The organism is Pseudonocardia sp. GCM10023141 (assembly GCF_042653605.1).
The window spans coordinates 59,786-83,012 of sequence record NZ_JBHSIR010000021.1; the positions used below are offsets into that span (position 1 = coordinate 59,786).

General features: G+C 72.2%; 27 protein-coding genes. 15 read left to right on the forward strand and 12 right to left on the reverse strand.

Going from position 1 to position 23,227, the window contains the following annotated elements:
• Positions 1-90: 90 nt before the first annotated feature.
• A complete protein-coding gene (locus ACFPFQ_RS10585; RefSeq protein ID WP_379617606.1) occupies positions 91-780 on the forward strand; it encodes a phosphatase PAP2 family protein in 690 nt (229 codons plus the stop codon).
• On the opposite strand, the gene ACFPFQ_RS10590 is transcribed toward ACFPFQ_RS10585, so the two are convergent.
• From ACFPFQ_RS10590 to ACFPFQ_RS10605, 4 genes are read right to left on the reverse strand one after another with little or no spacing between them, the layout of a single operon-like run.
• On the reverse strand, positions 760-1,824 hold the full coding sequence (locus ACFPFQ_RS10590; protein ID WP_379617349.1) for an ABC transporter permease: 1,065 nt from the start codon (positions 1,822-1,824) through the stop codon (positions 760-762). The two genes, ACFPFQ_RS10585 and ACFPFQ_RS10590, sit on opposite strands and share 21 nt — an antisense overlap.
• A complete protein-coding gene (locus tag ACFPFQ_RS10595) occupies positions 1,821-2,792 on the reverse strand; it encodes an ABC transporter permease (protein WP_379617351.1) in 972 nt (323 codons plus the stop codon). The genes ACFPFQ_RS10590 and ACFPFQ_RS10595 overlap by 4 nt, the downstream gene beginning before the upstream one ends.
• A complete protein-coding gene (locus ACFPFQ_RS10600; protein ID WP_379617353.1) occupies positions 2,785-4,362 on the reverse strand; it encodes a sugar ABC transporter ATP-binding protein in 1,578 nt (525 codons plus the stop codon). Before ACFPFQ_RS10600 ends, ACFPFQ_RS10595 begins: the two co-directional genes overlap by 8 nt.
• Before the next feature lie 7 nt (positions 4,363-4,369).
• The gene (locus tag ACFPFQ_RS10605; RefSeq protein ID WP_379617608.1) at positions 4,370-5,455 is read right to left on the reverse strand and encodes an ABC transporter substrate-binding protein; all 1,086 of its coding nucleotides are present in this window, start codon (positions 5,453-5,455) and stop codon (positions 4,370-4,372) included.
• Positions 5,456-5,583: 128 nt separating this feature from the next.
• Between ACFPFQ_RS10605 and ACFPFQ_RS10610 the strand changes: the two genes are divergently transcribed.
• Positions 5,584-6,600: a LacI family DNA-binding transcriptional regulator gene (locus tag ACFPFQ_RS10610; RefSeq protein ID WP_379617355.1), complete on the forward strand. Its 1,017-nt coding sequence runs from the start codon at positions 5,584-5,586 to the stop codon at positions 6,598-6,600.
• 23 nt (positions 6,601-6,623) lie between these two features.
• Here ACFPFQ_RS10610 and ACFPFQ_RS10615 read toward each other — a convergent pair whose 3' ends face one another.
• Positions 6,624-7,214, reverse strand: a complete 591-nt coding sequence (locus tag ACFPFQ_RS10615) for a hypothetical protein (RefSeq protein ID WP_379617357.1) — start codon at positions 7,212-7,214, stop codon at positions 6,624-6,626.
• Between the two features lie 172 nt (positions 7,215-7,386).
• On the opposite strand from ACFPFQ_RS10615, the gene ACFPFQ_RS10620 reads away from it, so the two are divergent.
• The 4 genes from ACFPFQ_RS10620 (at position 7,387) to ACFPFQ_RS10635 (ending at position 9,276) form a co-directional block, all read left to right on the forward strand.
• Positions 7,387-8,067, forward strand: coding sequence for a TetR/AcrR family transcriptional regulator C-terminal domain-containing protein (locus tag ACFPFQ_RS10620; protein ID WP_379617359.1), 681 nt, complete (start codon positions 7,387-7,389; stop codon positions 8,065-8,067).
• Complete coding sequence (locus ACFPFQ_RS10625) at positions 8,064-8,441, forward strand: nuclear transport factor 2 family protein (RefSeq protein WP_379617361.1); 378 nt, start codon at positions 8,064-8,066, stop codon at positions 8,439-8,441. The genes ACFPFQ_RS10620 and ACFPFQ_RS10625 overlap by 4 nt, the downstream gene beginning before the upstream one ends.
• Positions 8,442-8,569: 128 nt before the next feature.
• On the forward strand, positions 8,570-8,800 hold the full coding sequence (locus tag ACFPFQ_RS10630; protein ID WP_379617363.1) for a hypothetical protein: 231 nt from the start codon (positions 8,570-8,572) through the stop codon (positions 8,798-8,800).
• Positions 8,797-9,276 carry a carboxylesterase family protein gene (locus tag ACFPFQ_RS10635; RefSeq protein WP_379617365.1) on the forward strand — a complete coding sequence of 160 codons (480 nt, stop codon included), beginning with the start codon at positions 8,797-8,799 and terminating at the stop codon, positions 9,274-9,276. The genes ACFPFQ_RS10630 and ACFPFQ_RS10635 overlap by 4 nt, the downstream gene beginning before the upstream one ends.
• On the opposite strand, the gene ACFPFQ_RS10640 is transcribed toward ACFPFQ_RS10635, so the two are convergent.
• Both ACFPFQ_RS10640 and ACFPFQ_RS10645 read right to left on the reverse strand, forming a co-directional pair.
• Entirely contained in the window at positions 9,277-9,654 is a 378-nt protein-coding gene (locus ACFPFQ_RS10640; RefSeq protein WP_379617366.1) for a hypothetical protein, read from the reverse strand.
• Between the two features lie 21 nt (positions 9,655-9,675).
• Positions 9,676-10,353 (reverse strand): helix-turn-helix transcriptional regulator, encoded by a 678-nt coding sequence (locus ACFPFQ_RS10645; protein WP_379617368.1) that lies wholly within the window; start codon positions 10,351-10,353, stop codon positions 9,676-9,678.
• Positions 10,354-10,445: 92 nt separating this feature from the next.
• Here ACFPFQ_RS10645 and folE point away from each other — a divergent pair, with 92 nt between their 5' ends.
• On the forward strand, positions 10,446-11,069 hold the full coding sequence (gene folE, locus ACFPFQ_RS10650) for a GTP cyclohydrolase I FolE (protein WP_379617370.1): 624 nt from the start codon (positions 10,446-10,448) through the stop codon (positions 11,067-11,069).
• On the forward strand, positions 11,059-12,267 hold the full coding sequence (locus tag ACFPFQ_RS10655) for an NAD(P)/FAD-dependent oxidoreductase (protein WP_379617372.1): 1,209 nt from the start codon (positions 11,059-11,061) through the stop codon (positions 12,265-12,267). The genes folE and ACFPFQ_RS10655 overlap by 11 nt, the downstream gene beginning before the upstream one ends.
• Here the strand turns inward: ACFPFQ_RS10655 and ACFPFQ_RS10660 are convergent.
• Positions 12,264-12,755, reverse strand: coding sequence for a winged helix-turn-helix transcriptional regulator (locus ACFPFQ_RS10660; RefSeq protein ID WP_379617374.1), 492 nt, complete (start codon positions 12,753-12,755; stop codon positions 12,264-12,266). The genes ACFPFQ_RS10655 and ACFPFQ_RS10660 overlap by 4 nt on opposite strands.
• Positions 12,756-12,835: 80 nt before the next feature.
• Between ACFPFQ_RS10660 and ACFPFQ_RS10665 the strand changes: the two genes are divergently transcribed.
• A complete protein-coding gene (locus tag ACFPFQ_RS10665) occupies positions 12,836-13,162 on the forward strand; it encodes a nuclear transport factor 2 family protein (RefSeq protein ID WP_379617376.1) in 327 nt (108 codons plus the stop codon).
• Here the strand turns inward: ACFPFQ_RS10665 and ACFPFQ_RS10670 are convergent.
• Complete coding sequence (locus ACFPFQ_RS10670; RefSeq protein ID WP_379617378.1) at positions 13,146-13,502, reverse strand: MmcQ/YjbR family DNA-binding protein; 357 nt, start codon at positions 13,500-13,502, stop codon at positions 13,146-13,148. The genes ACFPFQ_RS10665 and ACFPFQ_RS10670 overlap by 17 nt on opposite strands.
• Positions 13,503-13,570: 68 nt before the next feature.
• Between ACFPFQ_RS10670 and ACFPFQ_RS10675 the strand changes: the two genes are divergently transcribed.
• The 3 genes from ACFPFQ_RS10675 to ACFPFQ_RS10685 all read left to right on the forward strand — a co-directional run bounded on the left by ACFPFQ_RS10675 (position 13,571) and on the right by ACFPFQ_RS10685 (position 16,873).
• Positions 13,571-14,401, forward strand: coding sequence for a pentapeptide repeat-containing protein (locus ACFPFQ_RS10675; protein WP_379617380.1), 831 nt, complete (start codon positions 13,571-13,573; stop codon positions 14,399-14,401).
• 397 nt (positions 14,402-14,798) lie between these two features.
• Positions 14,799-15,317, forward strand: a complete 519-nt coding sequence (locus ACFPFQ_RS10680; RefSeq protein WP_379617382.1) for a PH domain-containing protein — start codon at positions 14,799-14,801, stop codon at positions 15,315-15,317.
• Entirely contained in the window at positions 15,314-16,873 is a 1,560-nt protein-coding gene (locus ACFPFQ_RS10685) for a PH domain-containing protein (protein ID WP_379617384.1), read from the forward strand. The genes ACFPFQ_RS10680 and ACFPFQ_RS10685 overlap by 4 nt, the downstream gene beginning before the upstream one ends.
• Before the next feature lie 44 nt (positions 16,874-16,917).
• Here the strand turns inward: ACFPFQ_RS10685 and ACFPFQ_RS10690 are convergent, their stop codons facing one another.
• Positions 16,918-17,724, reverse strand: a complete 807-nt coding sequence (locus tag ACFPFQ_RS10690; protein WP_379617386.1) for a methyltransferase domain-containing protein — start codon at positions 17,722-17,724, stop codon at positions 16,918-16,920.
• Between the two features lie 242 nt (positions 17,725-17,966).
• Here ACFPFQ_RS10690 and ACFPFQ_RS10695 point away from each other — a divergent pair, with 242 nt between their 5' ends.
• Positions 17,967-19,427 carry an aldehyde dehydrogenase gene (locus ACFPFQ_RS10695; protein ID WP_379617388.1) on the forward strand — a complete coding sequence of 487 codons (1,461 nt, stop codon included), beginning with the start codon at positions 17,967-17,969 and terminating at the stop codon, positions 19,425-19,427.
• 151 nt (positions 19,428-19,578) lie between these two features.
• Positions 19,579-20,508, forward strand: a complete 930-nt coding sequence (locus ACFPFQ_RS10700) for a hypothetical protein (protein WP_379617390.1) — start codon at positions 19,579-19,581, stop codon at positions 20,506-20,508.
• A gap of 18 nt (positions 20,509-20,526) precedes the next feature.
• On the opposite strand, the gene ACFPFQ_RS10705 is transcribed toward ACFPFQ_RS10700, so the two are convergent.
• On the reverse strand, positions 20,527-20,820 hold the full coding sequence (locus ACFPFQ_RS10705; RefSeq protein WP_379617392.1) for a hypothetical protein: 294 nt from the start codon (positions 20,818-20,820) through the stop codon (positions 20,527-20,529).
• Between the two features lie 102 nt (positions 20,821-20,922).
• Positions 20,923-21,837, reverse strand: a complete 915-nt coding sequence (locus tag ACFPFQ_RS10710) for a DMT family transporter (RefSeq protein ID WP_379617394.1) — start codon at positions 21,835-21,837, stop codon at positions 20,923-20,925.
• On the opposite strand from ACFPFQ_RS10710, the gene ACFPFQ_RS10715 reads away from it, so the two are divergent.
• A complete protein-coding gene (locus ACFPFQ_RS10715) occupies positions 21,836-23,218 on the forward strand; it encodes a PLP-dependent aminotransferase family protein (RefSeq protein WP_379617396.1) in 1,383 nt (460 codons plus the stop codon). The genes ACFPFQ_RS10710 and ACFPFQ_RS10715 overlap by 2 nt on opposite strands.
• Positions 23,219-23,227 lie beyond the last annotated feature (9 nt).

A 23,227-nucleotide genomic window follows, 5' to 3' on the forward strand; every position in this document is an offset into this window, starting at 1 on the left:
GGGGTGTCATCGGGTGACGGTCCTGCTGGACGATGGCGGGCAGGGCATGCGTCGGTGCGGCGGGTCCGCTGCAGCAGAGTTCCGACGGTGATGGCAGCGACCGTGCGGCGACGGCTGGCGCCGGTGGTGCGCCCGGGGTTGCGGACGCCGTTCCTGATCGGCACGGTCGCGGCCGCATGTATCGTCCTCGTGCTGGCGATCTGCTACGCCGGTGACGATGCCGGCAGCGCACTGGACCGGTCGGCCGCGCAGTGGGCCGAGGCCACCCGTGCCGGCTCTCGATCGGCGATCCAGGCCGCGCTCAACGTCAACGGCTACGGCGAAGCCCGGTCCGTCGCTGTGCTGGTGGTGCTCGGCGCCGTGATCTGCGCCTGCATGGGCCGGTTGCGGCTCGCCACGGTCGCGTTCGCGGCGCCGCTCGCCAGCGCCGCGGCGACGACCGCCCTCAAACCCCTGGTGGACCGCACCATCCACGGTGACTTCCTCTCCTATCCCAGCGGCCATACCGCCGTCGCGACCGCGTTCGGGATCGTCGTGGCCATGATCCTCGTCGAGGCCACCCGCGCCGGGCGCATCCTCGCGCTCGTCCTGATCGCACTCGGCGCGCTGGCCGGCGGGATCGGGATGGGCTGGTCACAGGTGCTGCTGGACACGCACTACCTCACGGACTGCGTCGGCGGACTCGCCACGGCCGTCGTCGTCGTGCTCGGCGGGTCGGTGCTCCTCGACCGGTTCATCGATCGGCTTCTCGAGCGCCGCTCAGGTCCGACCGGTGCGTGACCGCTCGACGTCGCCCCGGCCGGACCCGATGGACTTCGCAGACTGCCGGGCGGGACCCCGGGACGAGGTTCCGCCGCGCGAGCGGGACAGCGCCCGCTGGATGATCACGACGATCAGCAGGAACGCGCCGCTCACCACCGACTGGATGTTGCTGTCGAGGCTGCCGACCAGGTTGATCACGTTCTGGATGACGTTGCGCAGCAGCACCCCGATCATGGTGCCCAGCACGGAGCCGGCCCCGCCGGTCAGCAACGTGCCACCGATGACGACGACCGAGATCGCGTCGAGCTCGGTGCCCACCCCGATCACGGTGACCCCGGACTGCAGGTACGCCGCCGTCATCGCTCCCGCGAACCCGGCCAGCAGGCCGCTGCCGGTGTAGACGAGCACCTTGGTGCGCGCCACCGGCAGCCCCATCAGCAGGGCCGAGCTCTCGGCGCCGCCGGTGGCGAACACCGACTGCCCGAACCGGCTGCGCTGCAGCACGAGCCCGCCCAGCAGGAACAGCACGACCGCGACGTACACGGGCACGCCGATCCCGAGGATCGTGCCGCGCCCGAGCCACAGGAACGCCGAGTCGGGTTCGATCTTGTACGTGGTGGCACCCTCGCTGGTGATCAGGAGCAGCAGGCCGCGGGCGAACAGCAGGCCGGCCAGCGTGACGATGAACGGCGCCATCCTGGTGCGCGCCACGAGCAGGCCGTTGACCAGCCCGATCGCGCCGCACACCACCAGCGGCAGCAACAGCGCGACCACCACACCGAACCGCGAGCCGTAGGCGGCCAGCACCCCGCCCAGCGCGTACACCGACCCGACGGACAGGTCGATGCCGCCCGTGATGATCACGAACGTCATGCCGAGCGCGATCACGGCGAGGAAGGAGCTCTGCAGCGCGAGGTCGCGAAGGTTGTCGCCGGTGCCGAACCGCGGGAACGCCAGCCAGGCCACGACCACCACGACGACGAGCACGACGGCCGCGCCCTGGCGTTGCAGCAGCCCGGCCACCAAGGCCCGGCGGCCGGGCGACACGGTGGGGGCCGTCATCGGCTGCTCCGCTCACGAGCGATGTACACCGCGACCACGATGATCGCGGCCTGGATCATCTGCGCCGACGAGTCCGGCAGGTTGTGCTTGATCAGCGTCGCCCGCACGAGCTGCATGAGGATCGCACCCATCACGGTGCCGAGGATCCGGACCCGGCCACCGGTCAGCGGGGTGCCACCCACGACCACCGCCGTGATCGCCGAGAGCTCCATCAGCAGGCCGGTGTTGGCCGGGTCGCCCGCGCCGAGCCGCGAGGTGGCGAGCACCCCCGCCACCGCGGCCAGCACCCCGCAGATCGCGTAGACCGCCACCAGCACGCGCCGTACCGGCAGCCCGGCGAGCAGGCTCGCCTCCCGGTTGCCACCGATCGCGACGAGCCTGCGGCCGAACGTCGTGCGGGCCACGAGCAGCCCGGCGAGCACGGCGAGCACCGCCGCGACGAGCACGCTGACCGGGATCCCGAACAGGTCGCCGCTGCCGAGCGCGAGGAACGACGCGTCCCGGACGTCGACGAGCTGCCCACCCGCGAGCACGAGCGCGAGCCCGCGCCCGGCCACGAGGAGCGCGAGCGTCGCGACGATCGGCTGGATACCGACGTAGGCGACCAGCACCCCGTTGAACAGGCCCGCGAGCAGGCCGGCGAGCAGCGCGACGACGACCGCCGGACCGGCGCCGTAGCCGAGGTAGAGCGGGATGAGCGCGGCGGTCAGCGCCATCACCGCGCCGACGGACAGGTCGACGCCCTCGGTGCCGATGACCAGCGCCATGCCGAGCGCCACGATGCAGATCGGGGCGGCCTGCACGAGCTGGGTCCGCAGGTTCGCACCGGACAGGAAGTTGGCGGTGAACAGCAGGTTGAACAGCACCAGCACCGCGACCGCGACGTAGACGCCGTAGTCCTGCAGCCACCGGCCCGCACCACCGCGGGCCGTGATGCGCTCGGTGTCGACGACCGTCGTCTCAGCCATCGGCGGCGCTCCCAACACCGGGAGTTGCAGCATCGGGCGACCCAGCTTCGGGAGACTCCGCTGCGATCGCGGCCAGCACCGCGGCCTCGGTGACGTCCGCGCCGGCCAGCTCGCCGACCACGGCGCCGTCGCGCAGCACCACCACGCGGTCCGACCCCTCGATGAGCTCCTCCATGTCCGATGAGATCAGCAGCACGCCGAGGCCGTCGGCGGCGAGGTCGTCGATCAGTGCCTGTACCTCGGCCTTCGCGCCGATGTCGATGCCGCGCGTGGGTTCGTCGAGCAGCAGGATGCGCGGTTCGGTGCACAGCCAGCGGGCGAGCAGCACCTTCTGCTGGTTGCCGCCGGAGAGCTCCGCGACCTTCTGGTCCGGGCTCGACGCCTTGATCCGCAGCCGCTTCATGAACGTCTCGACGACCCGGTCCTGCCGGGCCCGGTCGATCACACCGAGGCGCGAGAGCCGCGGGAGCGCGGCGAGCACGATGTTCTCCCGCACCGAGAGGTTCGAGATGATGCCGTGCGCCTTGCGGTCCTCGGCGAGCATGCTGAGCCCGGCGCGCATCGCCGCGGGCACGCTGCCCGACCGCACCGGTCGCCCGTCCATCACGACGGTGCCGCGGTCGCGGGCCAGCGCCCCGATGACGGCCCGCGCGGTCTCACTGCGTCCCGAGCCGAGCAGGCCGGCCAGGCCCACGACCTCCCCCGGCCGCACGGACACCGACACGTCGGTGAGGCGCGGGCCGCTGCCGACGTGCTCGACGCGCAGGAGCGGCTCGCTGGTGGCGTGGCTGCCCTCGGTGAACGTGGTGGACCCGTGCGCCGCGATGTCGCCGACGGAACGGCCCAGCATGTGGGAGACCAGCTCGATCCGCGGGAGGTCGGCGAGCGCTCCGGTGTGGACGAGCCTGCCGTCACGCAGCACCGTGACGCGGTCGCAGATCCGGTACAGCTCGTCGAGCCGGTGGCTGACGTAGAGGATCGCGATGCCCTCGCCGTGCAGCCGGTCGATCACCGAGAACAGCGTCTCGACCTCCCGGGGCTCCAACGAGGACGTCGGCTCGTCCATGATCACGACGTCGGCCTCGGTGGAGACGGCCCTGGCCAGCGCCACCATCTGCTGCGCTCCGACGCCCAGCCCGGCGAGCGGCAACCGCACGTCGGCGTCGACGCCGTAGTCGGCGAGCAGCTCCCGCGCCATCGCGTTGGTGCGCCGCCAGTCGATCAGACCCAGCCGGGTGCGCGGCTCGCGGCCGAGGTAGACGTTGGCCGCGATGCTGCGCAAGGGTATGAGGTTGACCTCCTGGTAGATCGTGGAGATCCCGGCCTGCTGGGCCTGCAGCGGGCGCAGGAACCGCACCGGGCGCCCGCGGTGGAGCAGCTCGCCACCGTCGGGCTGGTGGACGCCGGTCAGCACCTTGATCAGCGTCGACTTGCCGGCACCGTTCTCCCCCACGAGCGCGTGCACCTCGCCGGCACGCAGCGCGAAGGACACGTGGTCCAGCGCGGTGGTGCCGGCGAAGGTCTTGGACCCGTCGACGAGTTCGAGCACGGGTGCTTCCTGCTGGTTCACCTGGTCCTCAGTAAGCGTTGGCGACCTTCTGGCCGGCGTTCGTCTCGTCGTACTGGTCGTCGGAGATGATCACGCTGTTCGCGATCGGCTTGCCGTCCACGAACTGCTGAAGCGTCTGGAACGCCAGCGGTCCGAACCGCGGGTTGGACTCGATGACGGCGTTGTAGCTGCCGTCGGCGATCAGCTGCACGGCGTTGCGCGTGCCGTCGACGGACACGACCTTGACGTCCTTGCCCGGCGTCTTGCCTGCCGCCTTCAGCGCGTTGACCGCACCGATTCCCATCTCGTCGTTCTCGGCGTACACGGCGGTGATGTCGGGGTTGCTCTGGATGAGCTGCTCCATCACCGACTGCCCCTTGGCGCGCTCGAAGTCGCCGGTCTGCTCGACGACGACCGACAGCCCGGCGGCCGTCTTGAGCTGGTCCTTGAAGCCCTGGGTCCGGTCGGTCGTCACGTTGTTGCCCGACGATCCGAGCAGGATCGCGACCTTCCCGGTACCGCCGGTCACGCGGATCATCTCGTCGGCGGCGCGCTTGCCCTGCGAGACGAAGTCCGATCCGATGAAGGTGAGGTAGTCCGAGCACGGCGGGGAGGTGACCTTGCGGTCGATGGTGACCACCGGCACCTTCTTCGCCTTCGCGGCGTCGAGTGCGGGCTGCAGGCCGTCGGAGTTGAGCGGCGCGACGATCAGCAGCTGCGCGCCCTGCGCCAGCATCGACTTGATGTCGCTGACCTGCTTGTTCAGGTCGCTCTGGGCGTTGGTCAGCAGCAGGTGGTCGGCGGCGATGCCGAGCTTGGCGGCCTCGTCCTTGATCGACTGGGTCTCGGCGATGCGGAAGGGGTTGCCCTCCTTCTCCGACTGCGAGAACCCGACGATCGCGGTCTTGAGGTCCACCTTCGGGTAGCCGGTCTGCTCCAGCGTGCAGGTGGCGCCGCCGGCCTGCTGGGCTCCGGCGGTGGCGGCCGGGCCACCGCTGCCGGACGGGGCGGACGGGGCCGTCTCGGCCTTGGCGCATCCGGTGAGGGCGAGCGTGGCGATCGCGGCCGCGACGACCACGACCCGGGACCGTCGCGAGCGCGACGTGGTGACCATGGTGGACAAGGTCGCTCCTTTGGGACCGGCGAACAAGCGGAGCCGGACGGGTGATGGGCATCACTCGACGTCAGGCAGACATGTTATACATCGTTGGAACAACGATGGAAAGACGGGAGAAGGCGCCGATGGCCGTCACGCTGAAGGATGTCGCCGAGCTGGCCGGCGTGTCGGTCAAGACCGTCTCCAACGTCGTCAACGGCTACGCGTTCGTGAAGGCCGACAACCGGCGACGGGTCGAGGAGGCGCTCACGGCCACCGGATACCGCCCCAACCTCGGCGCTCGCAACCTGCGCCGCGGCCGCACCGGCTTCATCGCGCTCGTGGTCCCCGAGCTGTCGGTGCCCTACTTCGCCGAGCTCACCGGGCTCGTCATCGGCGCCGCGCACCAGCGCGACTGGAACGTCCTGATCGAACAGACCCAGGGCGTCCGCGACCTGGAACGGGCCACGCTGGCCTCGCTCGGCCCCCATCTCATCGACGGGGCGCTGGTCAGCCCGGAGGCGCTGGAGGAGGCCGACTTCGCCGAGCTGGCACCCGGCGTCCCGATGGTGGTGCTCGGCGAGCACGCTGTCGACGTCCCGTTCGACCGGGTGGCGATCGACAACGTCGCAGCGGCCCGAGCGGCCGTCGAGCACCTGATCGAGCTGGGTCGCACGCGGATCGCGGTGATCGGCGACAACCCGCGGCGGGGCACGGCCGCGCTGCGGCTGGCGGGCTACCGCGCGGCACTCGCCGCCGCCGGACTCCCGCAGCGTGGCGACCTCGTGGCACCGGCCAGCAACTATCACCGCCGTGACGGGGCCGAGGCGATGCGGTGGCTGCTCGATCGCGCCGACCCGCCCGACGCGGTCTTCTGCTTCAACGACCTGCTCGCCGTCGGCGCGCTGTTCGCCGCCGCCGAGCGCGGCGTGCGCGTGCCGGAGGAGGTGGCGGTGGTCGGATTCGACGGCACCGAGGAGGCGGCCTACAGCCTGCCCTCTCTCACCACGATCGCACCGGACAAGGCGGCCATCGCCGAGACGGCCGTCGACATGATCCACCGGCGCAGCGTCGCCGAGGCGGCGCCTGCGGCGGAGAACGTGCAGACGCCGTTCGCCCTGCTGGTGCGCGGCAGTACCCGGCCGGGCCCCCCACCGCCGTGATGCGGTGAGGGGCCGACAGGTCGCTACTTGAGCAGCGTCGTCGTCGTGCTCGGGTGCGCCACGACGCAGGCGATGACCGGGTGCTTCAGCCACGTCGCCTCGTCACGGGGCGAGATGAGCCCGAGCTGGAACTTCGCGTCGTTGAGCACAGTCGGCTGCACCTTGGCCTTGAACGCGGTGTTGCAGTCGGCGCCCGAGCGGGTGGCGCGGACATCGGCCAGGCTGTCGGTGACCTTGTAGGTGACCTTGTCGACGACCTGAGCGGTGTGCCCCGAGGTGCAGGGCACCACCTCGACGGTGCTGATGGGCTGGGCGCTGCCGGGCTCCGGCGGCAACTGCTTGCTGTTGTAGCAGTCACCGGCCCGCAGATCGAGCGCCGAGAGCGTCCCCGCCTTCTCGGTCGCGCCATCGGTCACGTTGCGCGTCGGCGCGGTGCCCTTACCGAAGATCATCGCGGCGACGACCAGGAGGACCCCGAAGCCGAGCAGGGCGAGCAACACCCTGCGCAGCGTCCGCTTCGGCCGACGCGGCGGTTGCGGCACGGGGCCGTAACCCGGGTTGTCGGGCCCGTAGCCCGGGCCGTAGGGATGGGGCGGTTGTCCGGCTCGAGTCATCTCGATCTCCAGAAGGCAGGACGTGCTTCGTCACCGAGGACCGAAGTGTCCGTTGTGACGGCTCCCCGGCACTGTGTCGTCCGGGTCAGGCACCGGCCCGTCCAGTGGCAGCGTTCTGTCACCGTCAGGCAAGTTGCGCAGCGCTCACCGGGCCGACCGGTACAGTGTTCGAGTGACCAGAACGCCGATCGGGAGCGTGCGCAGCACCTCGGCCATGGCGAAGGGCCGGGTCACGCTGTCTCGCGAGGACGTGGTCGTCGCCGCGGGCCGGCTGCTCGACGAGACCGGGATCGACGGCCTGTCGATGCGCTCTCTCGCCCGGACGCTAGGCACCGGCCCGGCCACGCTCTACTGGCACGTCCGCGATCGCGACGAGCTGCTCGCCGCCGTTCTCGACGACACGCTGAGCGCCGTCGAGGTGCCCGCCGACGGCGGCTGGCAGGAGTGCCTGCTGACACTGTCGGAGCGCATGCGCGCGGCCCTGCTCCCCCGGCCCGCGCTGGTCACGGTGCTGTGGGGAGCGAGCTGGCGACTCGGCCCCACCACGCTGCGACTGGCCGACGAGACCATCGCACTTGTCGCCGCCAGCGGCCTGCCCGACGACGAGGTGGCCGACGCCTACCTGGCCCTCATCTGGTTCGTACTCGGCTTCGTGCACGCGGAGTCGCAGGCCGAGGCGAACGCCGGTTTCGCCGCCCACGAACCGCCCGGCAGCTACCCGCACCTGTCGCGGTTCAACCCCAGCACCGACCCCGCCGCCATGCACCGCCGGTTCACCGGCGGCCTGCGCCACCTCCTCGCCGGCATCGCCGAGCAGGCCGGGCAACACCGCACAGAAGGACTCCGTCCATGAGCACCACCACCGTCGCCGACACCGACCGACGCTTCTTCGACGCGCTGATCGCCGCCGACCCCGCCACGCTCGACGAGGTGCTCGACCCTGAGTTCCTCATCGTCGACGTGAACGCGGGCGCGGTCACGCCCCGTGCCGAGTTCGTCGCGTTCGTCGCGTCCGGCGCCGTGCGGTTCACCGCGATCGAGACGTTCCCGGGCGAGGCCGTGACCAGGCAGTTCGGCGACACCACCGTGGTCGTCGGCCGCACCGCCATGGAGTTCACGCTGCCCGACGGTGCGCAGGTCCGCACCGGTAGCCGCTACACCCACGTCTTCGTGGCCGACGGCGCCGGCTGGCGGCTGGCTTCGGCGCAGGGCACGGCGCTGGCGTAGCCGCCCGACCCTCGCGTTGCAGGAGATTGAGCCACCGCTCAACGCACTACGCCGCCGCCTGCTCCCGATGCCACGCTGCGCCTCCGACACCCACCGGAGGTCTCATGCGGTTCCTGACGAAGGCTGCGATGGTCGCATCGGCAGTCGCCTGCCTGCTCGGTTCGTCGGTCGCGACCGCCGGCGCCGCCGAGGGTTCGTGCACCAGCACGAGCCTGCAGCGCACCCCCGGATTCGCCTACGTCGAGAAGGTGATCATCACCAACACCTGCGGCAGCGCGATCTACGCCATGCCGCACGCGTTCGGCGGGATCGACCGCGACGCCCGCGGCACCAACACGATCTTCACGGATCAGGGATGACCGGAGCTGGGATGATCGGAGCAGGCGCCTTCCTCGCCGGCAACGAGGCCATGGCGGGGATGACCCGGGAACAGGTGCTGGACGCGGTGCGACCACGGCTGGGCGCCGCCGCCGAGGACGCCTACGCCCGGTACGAGCCCGGCACCCCGGCCGCGATCGCGAGCGCGCTCTCGGACGAGTTCTTCCGCGACGGCGACCGCCTCGCCGGTGGCCTGGCACCGAGCGGCAACGCGGTGTACGCGTACTCGTTCGATCACCGCCCGGCCGGCAGCCCGTTCGGCGCCTGCCACTGCCTCGAGCTCCCCTTCGTCTTCGGCAACCCGCAGTCGTGGAGCGACGCGCCGATGCTCGGCACCGAGGGCGTTCCCGACGGGCTCGTCGACGCCGTGCAACGGCCCTGGATCGCGTTCATCCGCACCGGTGACCCCGGCTGGCCGCTCTACACGGGCGAGCGGGACGTGCAGCACATCGGCTGACTACGTGACGGGAAGCTCCACGCAGTCGGCTTCACACGCGCCGGCTTCCGCCGGCACCGGCGCGGGGGCGGGACGGTGCAGCACCGCACGCGTCGGCGCGATCACGAGCGAACCGTCGCGCAGCACCCCGTTGCCGTCGACGATCAGGGTGTGGTCGGCCGGATCCGCCGGGGGCCACACGAGTGTGACGGCCGATCGGACGGCCACGTTGGCCCGCGTCCGCCGCCCCAGATCACCGACCTGCAGCGAGCCGCCCGCCAGCACGGGGGTGACGGCCACGACGTGCGCGCGGGCGTCGTCGCCGACCGTCAGCAGGTACGCGAAGCGATAGCGCGCCAGCATCGCTGCGAGCTCCGGCAGCGTGACCTCGATGCTCATCACCGCAGCGTAGTGCGGCGCTCACTCGCACGTCAGGACCACGCAGCAGTGCCCGGCGGACGGCGCGAGCTCGGCCCGGACCCCCGCCGGCCCGGCCTCGGCGACCAGCGCGGTGATCAGATGCAGGTTCATGCCGCACACCAGCTCCGCGTGCTCAGCGGCCAACGCGTGGAAGGGGCAGTTGGCGAGCAGGACCCGGCCGGCGCGGACGCGCGGTTCGTAGCCGTGGCACGCGAGTGCGTCGGCGACGGACTCGAGAGGCGCCCGTTCGCCGACAGGCGCTCCGGCCCCGATCCGGCGCCCCACCTCGGCCGCGGCGCGCTGCATCGCCTCGAGCACGGGTACGCCGTCGCGAGCGGCGTCCTCGACGGCACGGGCCAGTATGCGGCCCGCGAGGTCGTAGTGCCGCTCCGGCAGGCTGACCTCGACCTGCCGTGACGAGCGCCGGTACAGCTTCGCCGGGCGGCCCGCGCCGGGGCCGCGCCGCCCGGACAGCCGCCGGAACTCGGTGTCGAGCAGGCCGTCGGTCACCAACCGGTCGAGGTGGAACTTCGCCATGTGCCGGGGCAGCCCGGCGCCGGTGGCGGCCTGGTCGCGGCTCACGGGATCGTCCTGCGCGACGACGTAGAGGTACAGCGCCCGGCGGGCCGGCTCGGCCAGCGCGCCGATGCCGGTGACCTGCGTGGCGAAGTCGTCCACTCGATCCCCTCCCGACGGGTGGGCCGCCGTTGACGCAGGCGATCCGTCGTTCTAACGTCCACCATATCGTCCTTTAGAGCTCGGAGGAACCCGTGCCGTCCCAGGCCAGCCCCTTGCGCGTCGTCCCGCCCTCCGACACCGTCGACCTCGCCGGTGCGGAACGGGCTGCGCGCGCGTTCCTCACCGCGCTGGGCGTCTCCACCAGCTCGGATGCCACCGCAGACACGCCACGACGGATGGCGCACGCCTACGCGGAGATGCTGACGCCCCGCCCGTTCGACCTCACGACGTTCGCCAACGACGAGCAGTACGACGAGCTCGTGCTGGCGCGTGGCATCCCCGTCCAGTCGGTCTGCGAGCACCACATGCTCCCGTTCGTCGGCATCGCCCACGTCGGCTACCTGCCCGGCCAGCGCATCCTCGGCCTGTCGAAACTGGCCAGGGTCGTCGAGATGTTCGCGCGCCGTCCCCAGGTGCAGGAGCGGCTGACCAAGCAGATCGCCGACTGGCTGCAGACGCACCTGCAGCCCGCCGGCGTCGGGGTCGTCATCGAGGCCGAGCACATGTGCATGTCGCTGCGCGGGGTGCGGGCCACGGGCACGAGCACCATCACCTCGACGCTGCTGGGCTCGCTGCGCGAGGACCCCCGCTCCCGCGCGGAGTTCCTGGCCCTCACCTCGACACCAGCCACACCGGGAGCCCGCTATGCCCACTGACCAGCGAACCTTCGCCATCGTCGGAGCCGGACTGGCGGGCGCCAAGGCGGCCGAGGCCCTCCGCGAGCAGGATTTCCACGGCCGGATCGTGCTGTTCGGTGACGAGCAACACCGGCCCTACGAACGTCCGCCGCTGTCGAAGGGCTACCTGCAGGGCAGCGCCGAGCGCGAATCCGCCTTCGTGCACCCCGAACAGTGGTACGCCGAGCACGTCGTCGAACTGCGGCTCGACGATGCGGTCACCGCGATCGCCCGCACCGCCCACGAACTGCGTACCGCGTCGGGTTCCGTGCTGCACTACGACAAGCTGCTACTGGCCACCGGCGCCCGGCCCCGGCAGCTGCGGATCCCCGGAGCCGAGCTCGCGAACGTGCACCACCTGCGCACGATCGACGACAGCGAGGACCTCAAAGCGGCGTTCCGGCCCGGGGCCCGCGTGGTGATCATCGGCGGCGGCTGGATCGGGCTGGAGACCGCCGCCGCGGCCCGCACCGCCGGGGCCGAGGTCGTGGTCCTCGAACAGGCCGCGCTCCCCCTGCTCGGCGTGCTCGGGCCGAAGGTCGCCCAGGTCTTCGCCGACCTGCACGTCGAACACGGTGTCGACCTGCGTTGCGAGGTGGGCGTCGCGGAGATCCGCGCCGGCAGCGTGGTGCTGGCCGACGGCGCCGAACTGCCTGCCGACATCGTGGTCGTCGGCGTCGGGGTGGAGCCGAACGTCGAGCTCGCCCGGGAGGGCGGACTCGACGTCGACAACGGCGTACTGGTCGACGAGCACCTGCAGACGTCCGATGCCGACATCCTCGCGGCGGGCGACGTTGCCAACAGCTACCACCCGCTGCTGCAGCGCCGCCTGCGCGTCGAGCACTGGGCGAACGCGCTGAACCAGCCGGCCGTCGCCGCACAGACGATGCTCGGGATCCCGGCGTCCTACGACCGCCTGCCGTACTTCTTCACCGACCAGTACGACCTCGGCATGGAGTACACCGGCTACGCCGAGCCCGGCGGCTACGACGACGTCGTCATCCGCGGTGAACTGGCGAAGCGGGAGTTCGTGGCGTTCTGGCTGCGTGATGGGCGCGTGCTGGCCGGGATGAACGTCAACGTCTGGGACGTCACCGGGCCGATCGGGGATCTCATCCGCGGCGGCAGGCGCGTCGACCCGGCGGTGCTCGCCGATCCGGACGTGCCGATCGGCTAGGAGCGGGACTCCCTGCTGTACCGGGCCCGGAACGGCTCGCTCGCGGCCGGGCCCGCGGCGAAGACGAAGTCGTCACCGTCGAGCCTGCGGCCCGTGACCCGGTCGACGATGACCGGGTCGGCCTCCACCCCGGTGGCGGCGTCGACGAGGATCATGCTGCGCGCGGCTGGGTCGAGCCGGGAGTTGCCCCACGCGGCGAGCGCCACGATCACGGGGCGCAGCGAGCGGCCGAGATCGGTCAGCACGTACTCGTGGCGCACCGGGTTGGCCTGGTAGGCCCGTCGCTCCAGCAGGCCGTTGGCCACCAGCGTCCTGAGCCTGCTCGTGAGCATGCTCGAGGAGATCGACAGGTTCTGCTGGAACTGGTCGAACCGGGTGTAGCCGTCGAAGACGTCGTGCAGGATCAGCAGCGTCCACCACTCCCCGACATGTCCAAGCGCTGTCGAGAGTGGACACTCGCGGTCCTCGAGACGGATCTTGCTCGCCATTCCGGGGTTGACCCCTTCCGCTCAGTCAGTGCTAAAGTCGAAGTCAGTAACTTCGATTCTAGCACTGACAAAGGAACCCGATGCCCGAGCTGCCCGTGCCCGTCACCACGTACCTGACCACCCCGAAGTCCGAGGTCGGCCCGCTGCTCGACACCCTGTTCGCGCCCGACGCCGTGGTGCACGACGAGGGCCGCAACCACGTCGGCATCGACGCGATCCGTGCCTGGACCGACGCCGTGGTGGCCGCGTTCACGTTCACCCGCACCGTGACCGGCAGCGCCGTGGTCGGCGACGCCACCGTCGTGGACACCCGGCTGGAGGGCGACTTCCCGGGCAGCCCGGTGGACCTGCACCACCACTTCACCGTGAGCGGTGGCCGGATCAGCGCGCTCACGATCTGCCCCTGAGCCCGTAGTACTCCCTGACCACCTTCTTCGGCACGACCAGCTGCCAGGCGTCGAGGACGAGCTCGCGCATCTCGTCGAACCCCAGCGGCGCCAGCCAGGCCCGAACCCAGTTGAACCGCATGTCCGACTCGATGGGCAGGTGGAACTTCGCGGGCTGCGCCGCCACCAGCGCGGCCCGCTCGTCCTTGGGGAACGCGAAGCCCATCGTCAGCTCGTCGGGAGCGACGGCCGCGTAGACGATCCCGCGCACCCGGAACTTCATCGCGTCGCGGACGAACGCGACCTCGGTGCGGGGCAACGGCGCGGCGACGCTGCGGATGTCCTCTGCGGTGACCGGCATGCAGCCAGGATGGCAGCCGTCGGAGCGGATACGCTCGGCCGACCGCCGTGTGCCGAAGGAGCCCCGCCGTGCCCGACGACCGTCGCCGCGATCTGCGTGCCGACTGCGCCAACTGCTTCGGCCTGTGCTGCGTCGTCCAGAGCCTCTCCGCTTCGGCCGACTTCGCGATCGACAAGCCCGCCAACACACCCTGCCCCCACCTGCAGGACGACTCCCGGTGCGGCATCCACAGCGAGCTGCGCGACCGCGGGTTCCCCGGGTGCACGGTGTTCGACTGCTTCGGCGCGGGCCAGCACGTGTCGCAGGGGACGTTCGGCGGGATCGACTGGCGAACCGCGGAGGCGCCGTCGATGTTCGCGACGTTCGAGGTGATGCAGCAGCTGCACGAGCTGCTCTGGTACCTGACCGCGGCCGCGGAGCTGATGCCCGCCACCGATGTGCACCAGCTGATCGAGGAGACCGAACGGCTCACCGAGGGCAGCGCGGCCGACCTGGCCGCGCTCGACGTGAGCGGCCACCGCGCCCGCGTGAACACCCTGCTCGTGCGCACGAGCGAACGCGCACGGGCGCGTGCCCCGCAGCAGCCCGACCGCCGCGGTGCCGACCTGATGGGCGCGAAGCTGCGCGGGGCCGACCTGCGCGGGGCGAACCTGCGGGGCGCCTGGTTGATCGGCGCCGACCTGCGCGGCGCGGACCTGCGGCTGGCCGACGTCATCGGCGCCGATCTGCGCGGCGCCGACCTGCGCGGCGCCCGGCTCACCGAGACGATCTTCCTCGCCCAGTTCCAGGTGAACGCTGCCATCGGCGACCTCGCCACGCCGCTGCCCGCGGCACTGAGCCGGCCGAGCCACTGGGCACTGGCCGTCACCCCGGCGCGGAAGGCCCGGGCTCGGCGCTGACCGCCCGCACCCGAGACTGCAGGAAGTCCGTCATGGCCTGCGGCCGCCGTGAAGGATGAGAACCGGCGTGGGGTGCTGCGGTGCGGCTGGGTGATCAACGCCTACTGGTTCGGTGTTGACCATGACCCAGTGGGCGTTGATCACCGCACCCGCCGCCGAGCGCCCACTGGCTCATGATCGAACCGAAACCTGTGCGCGTTGATCACCTGCCCGGCTCGTCAGGCCCTCGCGACGCGTCGGGTGCCGTCCCGGATGGGTCCCCGCTGGCAGGCCACCTCAGTGTGGGGCTTGCAGCGCCACAGGGCCCGACGGGTGCGGCTGGGGAGGGAGCAACGCCCATCGATCGGATGGCGGATGTCATGGGCGGAATCCGGCAACACCCGCAATAGTGGACGGCGTGTCAGCATCCACCTGGGATCCCCAGTCCGCGCCCGTCCTGCGTCCACCGGCGCACCAGGTCAGCCGCAAGGCCATCCCCTTCTGGACGGCGCGCGCCGCGCTGGGTTGGCTCGTCGTCGCCGCGGTCCAGGTCGTCTGGATGGTGTTCTGGGACAAGGGCCCCGCCGCGCCCCACGTCGTCGGGCTGATCGTCACGGCCGCGGTCGCGATCCTCCACCTGGCCGTCATGCCGCAGTGGCGCTACCGCGTGCACCGCTACGAGATCACCCCGGACGTCGTCTACACGCAGTCGGGCTGGTTCAACATCGAGCGGCGCGTCGCCCCGATCTCGCGGATCCAGACCGTCGACACCAAGCGCGGGCCGCTGCAGCAGCTGTTCGGTCTCACCGACGTCACGGTCACCACGGCATCGGCGAAGGGCCCGGTCGAGGTCAACGGGCTGGTCGCGGCCGATGCCGAACGGCTGGTGGCCGAGCTGTCCAGCTACACCCGCGCGAGCACCGGCGACGCGACATGACCGAGACCCCGACGGCCGTCGAGACCGCGGCCCCGGAGCACCCCTGGCGACGGCTGAGCCCGCTGATGCTCGCCGTGCACCCCGTGCAGGAGGTGGTGCGGCTGCTTCCGGTGCTCGTCGGCGTGCTGTTCCTGGGCAGCAGCAACGGGCACGGCCCGCTCTGGAGCCTGATCGGTCTCGGGATCGCCATCGCACTGGGGCTGGTGCGCTGGGCCACCACCACCTACCAGGTAACCCCCGACGAGGTGCGCGTCAAGCGCGGGCTGCTGCGGCGGCAGGTGCTGTCGGTGCCGCGCGACCGCGTCCGGTCGGTGGACCTGACGTCACACATCATGCAGCGGCTGCTCGGGCTGTCCCGCGTCGTGATCGGCACCGGACGGTCGGACCGCAAGGACGACGGCGTCACGCTCGACGCACTGTCCACAGCGGAGGCTGCGCGGCTGCGGGAGGAGCTGCTGCACGGTCGCAGGCCGGTTGCCGCAGCGGCGGCGTCGACCGGCGCGACGATCGACGCACCGACGGATCCGTCGCTCACCCGACCGGCCGAGACCGAGCTCGTGCGGCTGAACCCGGCGTGGATCCGGTTCGGCCCGTTCACACTGGGCGGGCTCGCCACGATCGGCGTGCTGGCCGGCGTGTTCTCCCAGATCCTCAACGAGGCCAACGTGCGGGCCCGGGAGTTCGGCGCGGCACGCGCGGCGCTCGACCAGCTGGGCAACGCCCCGCTGATCGTCGCGATCCTCGAGGTGACGGCCGTCCTGATCATCGTGGTCGCGTTGCTGTCCACGATCGGCTACGTCTTCGCGTTCTGGAACTTCCGGCTGACCCGCCACCGCGAGGGCACCCTGCACGTGTCGCGGGGGCTGCTGACCACCCGGTCCACCACCGTCGACGAGAGCAGGCTGCGGGGTGTCGAGATCAGCGAGAGCCTGCTGTTGCGCGTCGTGCACGGCGCGCGGCTGCTCGCGATCACCACCGGGCTGCGTGTCGGGCGCGGTGCCGAGAAGGGCGGCTCGCTGCTGCTGCCCCCGGCGCCGTTGGCCGAGGCCCAGCGGGTGGCGGCTGCCGTGCTCGGTTCGTCGACGGGTGTGACGGCCCCACTCGTCCCGCACGGTCCGCGGGCCCGGCGACGGCGGTTCACCCGCGCACTCGGCTTCGCGGCGCTGGTCACCGTCGTCCTGCTGGTGCCGTGGTGGGTCGGGATCTTCCCCGCGTGGCCATGGCAGGCGGCGCTGGCACTGTTGCCGATCGGGCTGCTGCTGGCCGTCGACCGCTACCGCAACCTCGGCCACGCCCTGCTCGGCCGCACGCTGGTGGTGAGCCAGGGATCGCTGGTGCGCCGCCGCCACGTGCTGGCCACCGACGGTGTGATCGGGCTGATCGTGCGCGAGTCGTTCTTCCAGCGCCGGGCGGGCCTGGCCACCCTCACCACCACCACTGCCGCGGGCAAGCAGCACTACGAGGCGCTCGACGTCGAGCTGGCCGAGGCGGTCGCGCTGGCCGACGCCACCCTCCCCGGCCACGTCACCCCGTTCCTGGTGCCGGCCCGACCCTGAACCGTCGCAACTCGCGGGCCCATCCGTCCCGACCGAACGCCCCGTCAGACGGGGCAGAGGATCTCGCCGTGCAGGATCGCGAACCAGCCGTCGGCCGCCGCGACCCACTCCCGCCAGCCCGCCGCGATGCGGTTCAGGTCGGCCTCCGTCGCGTGCCCGCCCGCGACGGCCTGGGTCGCGATGGCCGAGCTGCGGATGCGGTCGGCCCACATGCCACCCCACCACTCGCGCTCGTCGGGGGTGGCGTAGCACCACGTCGACGCGCTGCACACGACATCGGCGAAGCCGGCGCGGCGGGCCCACGAGTGCAGCCGCGGACCGGCGTCGGGCTCGCCGCGGTTGGCGCGGGCGATGGTGCGGTAGAGCGCGAGCCACTCGTCGAGCTCGGGGATGCGGGGAAACCAGCTCATCGCCGAGTAGTCGGCATCGCGCGCCGCGACGACCCCACCGGGCCGGGTCACGCGACGCATCTCGCGCAGCGCCTGCACCGGGTCGGCGACGTGCTGGAGCACCTGGTGGGCGTGCACCACGTCGAAGCAGCCGTCGGGGAACTCCAGCGCGTGGACATCGGCCACGGCGAACTCGATGGTGGACACCCCCGCCCCGGCCGCCAGCGCGCGCGCCTCATCGAGGACCGCAGCCGACGCCTCCACCGCCGTGACCCGGCCGGGAGCCACCATCGTCGCCATCTCGACGGTGATCGAGCCCGGCCCGCAGCCGACGTCGAGCACCGCGACGCCGGGGACGAGCCGGTCGGCCAGGTACGACGCGGAGTTCGCGACGGTTCGCGAGCGGTGCGAGCGCAGCACCGAGTCGTGGTGACCGTGGGTGTACACCGCCGGTGTGGACATCCGAGCCCCGCAATCGATCGGGAGGACTGGCGGTCCGAAGCTATCAGCGCTCCCGCATACCAGGAACAAACTCCCACCAGGTGGGCGTCGCCCCGAAGCGGGCGATCCGAGCGCCGGACGTGAGTCAGGTCTCCATTCGGGCACGCACCCGCGGATCGCACGGTTGATTCTCGCCGCATATGCGGCCAATACTGCGACCCGGCGCGCCTTCATCAGCGCCCGTCCCAACGCCGGGAGGCACCGTGACCATTACCGCCGATCAGAGCACCGATCTGGACCGCACCCGCTTCTTCATCAACGGGGAATGGGTCGAGCCGCTGGGCACCGAGACCCACACCGCGCTCGAAGCAGCAACGGGTGAGCGGCTGGGCACCGCATCCATGGGTACCGACGCCGACATCAACGCCGCGGTCGGCGCCGCCCGCAAGGCCCTCGACGACGGCCCCTGGGGCCGCACCACCCCCGAAGAGCGCGCCGCGGCGATGCACCGCTTCGCCGACGCGCTCACCGCCCGCGCCGAGAGCACGAGCAAGTTGGTCAGCCAGGAGAACGGCATGCCGATCGGGCTGTCGTCGGCCTTCAACGGCGCCGCGCCCGCCGGCCTGTTGCAGATGTACGCCGAGATCATCAAGACGGTTCCGCTCGAGGTCGAGCGGCCGAGCGTGACGGGTTCGACGATCGTGCGGCGCGAGCCGGTCGGTGTCGTCGGCGCGATCACCCCCTGGAACTACCCGCAGGTGCTGGCGATGTTCAAGATCGCCCCCGCGCTGGCGGCCGGCTGCACGATCGTGCTCAAGCCGTCCCCGGAGACGGCGCTGGACTCCTACGTCTTCGGTGACGCCGCCAACGAGGCCGGGCTCCCGCCGGGCGTGCTCAACATCGTGCTCGCCGGTCGCGAGTCCGGTGCCGCGCTCGTCTCGCACCCCGATGTCGACAAGGTCGCCTTCACCGGCTCCACCGCAGCCGGACGCATCATCGGCGCCGAGTGCGGCCGCCTGATCCGGCGCGTCACCCTGGAGCTCGGCGGCAAGTCGGCCGCGGTCTTCCTCGCCGACGGTGACATCGACACGCTGCTCGCCGGCCTGGGCATGGCGTCGTTCATGAACAACAGCCAGACCTGCACCACCCAGTCGCGCATCCTCGTCGACCGCTCGCGCTACGCCGACGTCGTCGAGGCGCTGGCCGAGTACACGCGCAACCTGACCGTCGGCAACCCGCTGGACCCGTCGGTCCAGATCGGTCCGATGGCCAGCGAGACGCACCTCAACCGCGTCATGGGCTACATCGACGTCGGCCGCAACAGCGACGCGCGGCTCGTCTCGGGCGGCGGGCGCCCGGCCGGTCAGGACCGCGGCTGGTTCGTCGAGCCGACGGTGTTCGCCGACGTCAAGAACACCGACCAGCTCGCCCGCGAAGAGGTGTTCGGCCCGGTCATGGCCGTGATCCCCTTCGACGGCGACGACGAGGCCGTGCAGATCGCCAACGACAGCAACTACGGTCTCGGCGGCTCGGTGTGGTCGAGCGACGACGAGCGCGCGCTCGCCGTGGCCCGCCGCGTGCGCACCGGCACGATCGGCGTCAACTCCTACAACATCGACCTGGGCTCGCCGTTCGGCGGCATGAAGGACAGCGGCGTCGGCCGCGAGCTCGGACCCGAGGGACTGAACAACTACCTCGAGTACAAGTCGATCTACAAGGTCTGACCCGTCCCACTCGGCTGCCGAATCCCGTCCGGACCGGGAGCTCACCCCACCGCGGCGACGCGCACGCGGCATCGCCGCCGTCGCCGGTGTCCTCCCCGACGGCACGCCGCACTACGCACCGCTCGCCACCGTCGTCACGGATGGATCCCTCGTGCAGTGCCACCTGTGCGGCGGCTGGTTCCGCTCCGTGCTGGCCCACCTGCGCGTGCACGGCTGGGACCAGCTGACGTACCGCACAGCGTTCGAGCTGGAACGCAGCCAACCGCTCGAGGGCGACGTCACGCGTCGCCGCCGGGCCGCCGCGCTGACCGTCCGCCGCCGCACCGATCCGGCCGTCCGGGACGGCTGCGCGATCGGGCAGGAGCGAGCCCGCTCCGGCGAGCTGACGCTGGCGGCCCTCGCCGCCACCCGCGGGCGTCGCCAGCCTGAGCAGCGCCGCCGCAAGACGCTGCGCACGCTGGCTTCGATCTCACCCGCGGCCCGTGCTGCCGGGAGCAGGCGCCACGCCGAGGAGCGCCTGCGTCGCACGGCCGCGGCCGCGGCCGCCCGACTCGGCCACCCGGACCTGGGTTCCGCGGTGCTCGATCGCGTCGCCGCGGGCCACAGCCTCGCCGCCGTCAGCAGGGCCGCCGGACTGCACAAGGACTGGCTGTGCCGCCATCTCGCCACGGTCGATCCGGCCACCGCAACGGCGATCGCGACCGGGCCGGCGCTGCACCGCCAGGACGCCCGCTGGCTGCCGGTGGTGCGGGCGCTCGGGTTCGACGACGTCGCGAGCTACCTGACCGACCGGCACGTCGCACACCGGATGACCGTGCGCGCGATCGCGATCGCGGTCGGTCTGTCCCCGAGCGCCGTCGGCACCGCACTGCGCCGCCACGGCATGGACCGGGTGCCGCACGCGGCGGCACGCGGCGCCAGCCGGGATCGCGCCGATGCCATCGCCCGCGCCGCCGGGCATGCGAGCTTCGCGAGCTACCTCACCGACCGGCGCGCGGCAGGGCTGAGCTGGCGGGCCATCGCAGCCGACTGCGGGATGCCCGCCACCTGGGTGCGCCGCCGCGCCGGACTGCCGGGCTGATTCCCGGCCGGGCCCGGTTCACTCCCCCTGCAGCGCCGCGACGAACTCCAGCGCCGCGTTCGCTGTCGTGTAGCGCCAGCGCACCAGGACAGCGTCGAAACCGTCGGTGGTGGCCTGCTCGGCCCGCAGCGACTCCACCACCGGCTGCAGCAGCGCGCGCTGCCGCTCCAGCAGCCCGGATGCGGCGATCCCGCGGCGATGCAGGAGCGCCAGCTTCATCAGCAACTGCGACCGCAGCTCGCGCACGTGCTCGACGGGCTCGTGCAGCCAGCCGTCGACGGCCGCGATCCCCTCGGGGGACGCCCAGCTCACCACCGGGCGCCGTCAGCGCCGCGACCGCGAAGCCATGGGCCGGCTGCTCGCGCACGACCGCCAGCACCGTCCACTCGGCGAGAGCCCACACGGGGCGCGACCCTACTTCCGCTCGCGCCTGCGACTCGCGAGGGTGGCCGCGACGGTGCCGACGACCACCAACCCGGCGACGATCGTGGCCGCCGTGACCTGCTCGCCCAGCAGCAGCACCGACCATCCGACGGTGAGCACGGGCTGGGCGAGCTGCAGCTGCGCGATCCGCGCGACCCCGCCGGTGGCCAGGCCGCGGTACCAGGCGAAGAACCCGGCGAACATGCTGATCAGGCTGACGTAGGCCATGCCGAGCCAGGCCATCGCCGTCGGATCGTGGGGCGGCTGGACCACCACTCCGACCACGGCGACGACCACGACCACCGGGACTGCGAGCACCAGCGCCCACGAGATCACCTGCCAGCCCGGCATCTCCCGCGCCAGCACCCCACCCTCGGCGTAGGCGAGCGAGCCGAGCAGCACCGCCGCGAGCAACCACAGGTCCGACGCCCCGATCTGGCCGCCGCCCTGCACCACCGCGAACACGATCACCGCCACCAGCCCGGCGGCCGACGCGATCCAGAACGACGCGGACGGACGCTCCCCGCCACGCAGCACCGCGATCGCCGCGGTCGTGGCCGGCATGAGTCCGATGAGCACGGCGCCGTGCGCCGACGTGGCGTCGACCAGCGCGATCGCCGAGCAGATCGGGAAGCCCACCACCGCGCCGAGCGCCACCATCGCGAGCCCGCGGGTCTGGGACCGGGTCGGGCGCGGCGCCCGGACCACGAGCAGGCAGATCCCGGCCAGCGCCGCCGCGACCACCGCGCGACCCAACCCGACCGTGATCGGCCCGAACGCGGGGAGCGCGGCCCGCGACGCCGGCAGCGTCAGGCTGAACGCCACCACGCCCAACGCGCCCCAACCCACGCCCGGGCCCAGTAGCACCCGCCGCTTCTCGACGGTAGCGCTATCGTGAACACTCATGGCTGACGATAGCAGCGTGACCCGCCTCGTCGAGGTGCTGCGACGCACGGCACAGGCGCTCCAACCGGGCGACCGCCTGCCGGCAACCCGCGCGCTGGTGGCCGCGCACGGCGTCGGACCGGTGACCGTCAACCAGGCCGTCGCCCAGCTCGTCGCCGAGGGGGTGATCGACACGGTGCCCGGACGCGGCACCTACGTGGCCCGGCGCCGGGCGCAGCGCAGCGCAGACCTCGCCTGGCAGACCGTGGCGCTGGGTGCGGAGCCCATCGGCGACGCCGACCTCGCGCACATGCTGGACGTACCCGGGCCCGACACGCTCGTGCTCTCGGCTGGTTACCTGAGCAAGGACCTGCAGCCGCTCCGCGCGCTCAGTGCGGCGACGGCACGTGCGGCGCGCCGTCCCGATGCGTGGGAGCGCGCCGCCCCGGCCGGGCTGCCTGAGCTGCGCGGCATCCTGGCCGCTCAGCTGCGCGTCGAACCGGCCGATGTGGTGGTGGTGCCGGGTGGGCAGGCGGGGCTGGCCACCTGTCTGCGGGCGCTGGCCTCCCCGGGGTCGCCGGTGCTGGTCGAGGTCCCCACCTACCTCGGCGCGATCTCCGCGATCCGCAACGCCGGGTTGCGCCCGGTGCCCGTGCCCACCGACGCCGGCGGGGTGCGCGTCGACCTGCTCGCCCGCGCGTTCGAGGTGACCGGTTCGCGCCTACTCTACATGCAGCCGACCTACGCGAACCCGTCCGGCAACGTGCTCGCCCCGCAGCGGCGGTCCGAGGTGCTCGACGGCGCGCGGGCGGCGGGCGCGTTCGTCATCGAGGACGACTACGCACGCCACCTCGGCATCGACGGCCCGGCGCCGCCCGCCCTGATCCACGACGACCGCGACGGGCACGTCGTGCAGGTGGCCTCGCTGACGAAGCCGACCTCGGCGAGCCTGCGCATCGGCGCGCTCGTCGCGCGGGGTCCCGCGGTGCAGCGGCTGGTGACCCAGCGGACCGTGGACGACTTCTTCGTCAGCCGGGTCCTGCAGGAGGCCACCGTCGAGCTGCTGACCTCGCCCGCCTGGCCGCGCCACCTCACCGCCCTGCGCTCCGCGCTGCGGTCGCGGCGCGACGCGCTGGTGGGTGCCGTGCGCGCCCACCTCCCCGACGCCGTGATCGCGACGGTGCCCGCAGGCGGCTTCCACCTGTGGCTGCAGCTCCCCGCGGGCGTCGACGACGTGGCGCTCGCCGAGCGGGCCCGCCGCGAGGACCTCGTGATCAGCGCGGGCCGTCCGTACTTCGTGACCGAGCCTCCCGCGCCGCACATCCGGCTGAGCTTCGGCGCAACCGGCGAGGCGGACCTCGTGGCGGGCGTGCGACGGCTGGCGCGGCTGCTGCCGGGCTGAGCGGCTGGG

Excerpts from the sequence above, each read along its gene's own strand:
- ACFPFQ_RS10585 (WP_379617606.1), top strand. The coding sequence starts at position 91 with ATGGCAGCGACCGTGCGGCGACGGCTGGCGCCGGTGGTGCGCCCGGGG.
- ACFPFQ_RS10590 (WP_379617349.1), bottom strand. The coding sequence starts at position 1,824 with ATGACGGCCCCCACCGTGTCGCCCGGCCGCCGGGCCTTGGTGGCCGGG.
- ACFPFQ_RS10595 (WP_379617351.1), bottom strand. The coding sequence starts at position 2,792 with ATGGCTGAGACGACGGTCGTCGACACCGAGCGCATCACGGCCCGCGGT.
- ACFPFQ_RS10605 (WP_379617608.1), bottom strand. The coding sequence starts at position 5,455 with ATGGTCACCACGTCGCGCTCGCGACGGTCCCGGGTCGTGGTCGTCGCG.
- ACFPFQ_RS10610 (WP_379617355.1), top strand. The coding sequence starts at position 5,584 with ATGGCCGTCACGCTGAAGGATGTCGCCGAGCTGGCCGGCGTGTCGGTC.
- ACFPFQ_RS10615 (WP_379617357.1), bottom strand. The coding sequence starts at position 7,214 with ATGACTCGAGCCGGACAACCGCCCCATCCCTACGGCCCGGGCTACGGG.
- ACFPFQ_RS10625 (WP_379617361.1), top strand. The coding sequence starts at position 8,064 with ATGAGCACCACCACCGTCGCCGACACCGACCGACGCTTCTTCGACGCG.
- ACFPFQ_RS10630 (WP_379617363.1), top strand. The coding sequence starts at position 8,570 with ATGGTCGCATCGGCAGTCGCCTGCCTGCTCGGTTCGTCGGTCGCGACC.
- ACFPFQ_RS10635 (WP_379617365.1), top strand. The coding sequence starts at position 8,797 with ATGACCGGAGCTGGGATGATCGGAGCAGGCGCCTTCCTCGCCGGCAAC.
- ACFPFQ_RS10640 (WP_379617366.1), bottom strand. The coding sequence starts at position 9,654 with ATGAGCATCGAGGTCACGCTGCCGGAGCTCGCAGCGATGCTGGCGCGC.
- ACFPFQ_RS10655 (WP_379617372.1), top strand. The coding sequence starts at position 11,059 with ATGCCCACTGACCAGCGAACCTTCGCCATCGTCGGAGCCGGACTGGCG.
- ACFPFQ_RS10660 (WP_379617374.1), bottom strand. The coding sequence starts at position 12,755 with ATGGCGAGCAAGATCCGTCTCGAGGACCGCGAGTGTCCACTCTCGACA.
- ACFPFQ_RS10665 (WP_379617376.1), top strand. The coding sequence starts at position 12,836 with ATGCCCGAGCTGCCCGTGCCCGTCACCACGTACCTGACCACCCCGAAG.
- ACFPFQ_RS10670 (WP_379617378.1), bottom strand. The coding sequence starts at position 13,502 with ATGCCGGTCACCGCAGAGGACATCCGCAGCGTCGCCGCGCCGTTGCCC.
- ACFPFQ_RS10685 (WP_379617384.1), top strand. The coding sequence starts at position 15,314 with ATGACCGAGACCCCGACGGCCGTCGAGACCGCGGCCCCGGAGCACCCC.
- ACFPFQ_RS10690 (WP_379617386.1), bottom strand. The coding sequence starts at position 17,724 with ATGTCCACACCGGCGGTGTACACCCACGGTCACCACGACTCGGTGCTG.
- ACFPFQ_RS10715 (WP_379617396.1), top strand. The coding sequence starts at position 21,836 with ATGGCTGACGATAGCAGCGTGACCCGCCTCGTCGAGGTGCTGCGACGC.
- ACFPFQ_RS10710 (WP_379617394.1), bottom strand. The coding sequence starts at position 21,837 with ATGAGTGTTCACGATAGCGCTACCGTCGAGAAGCGGCGGGTGCTACTG.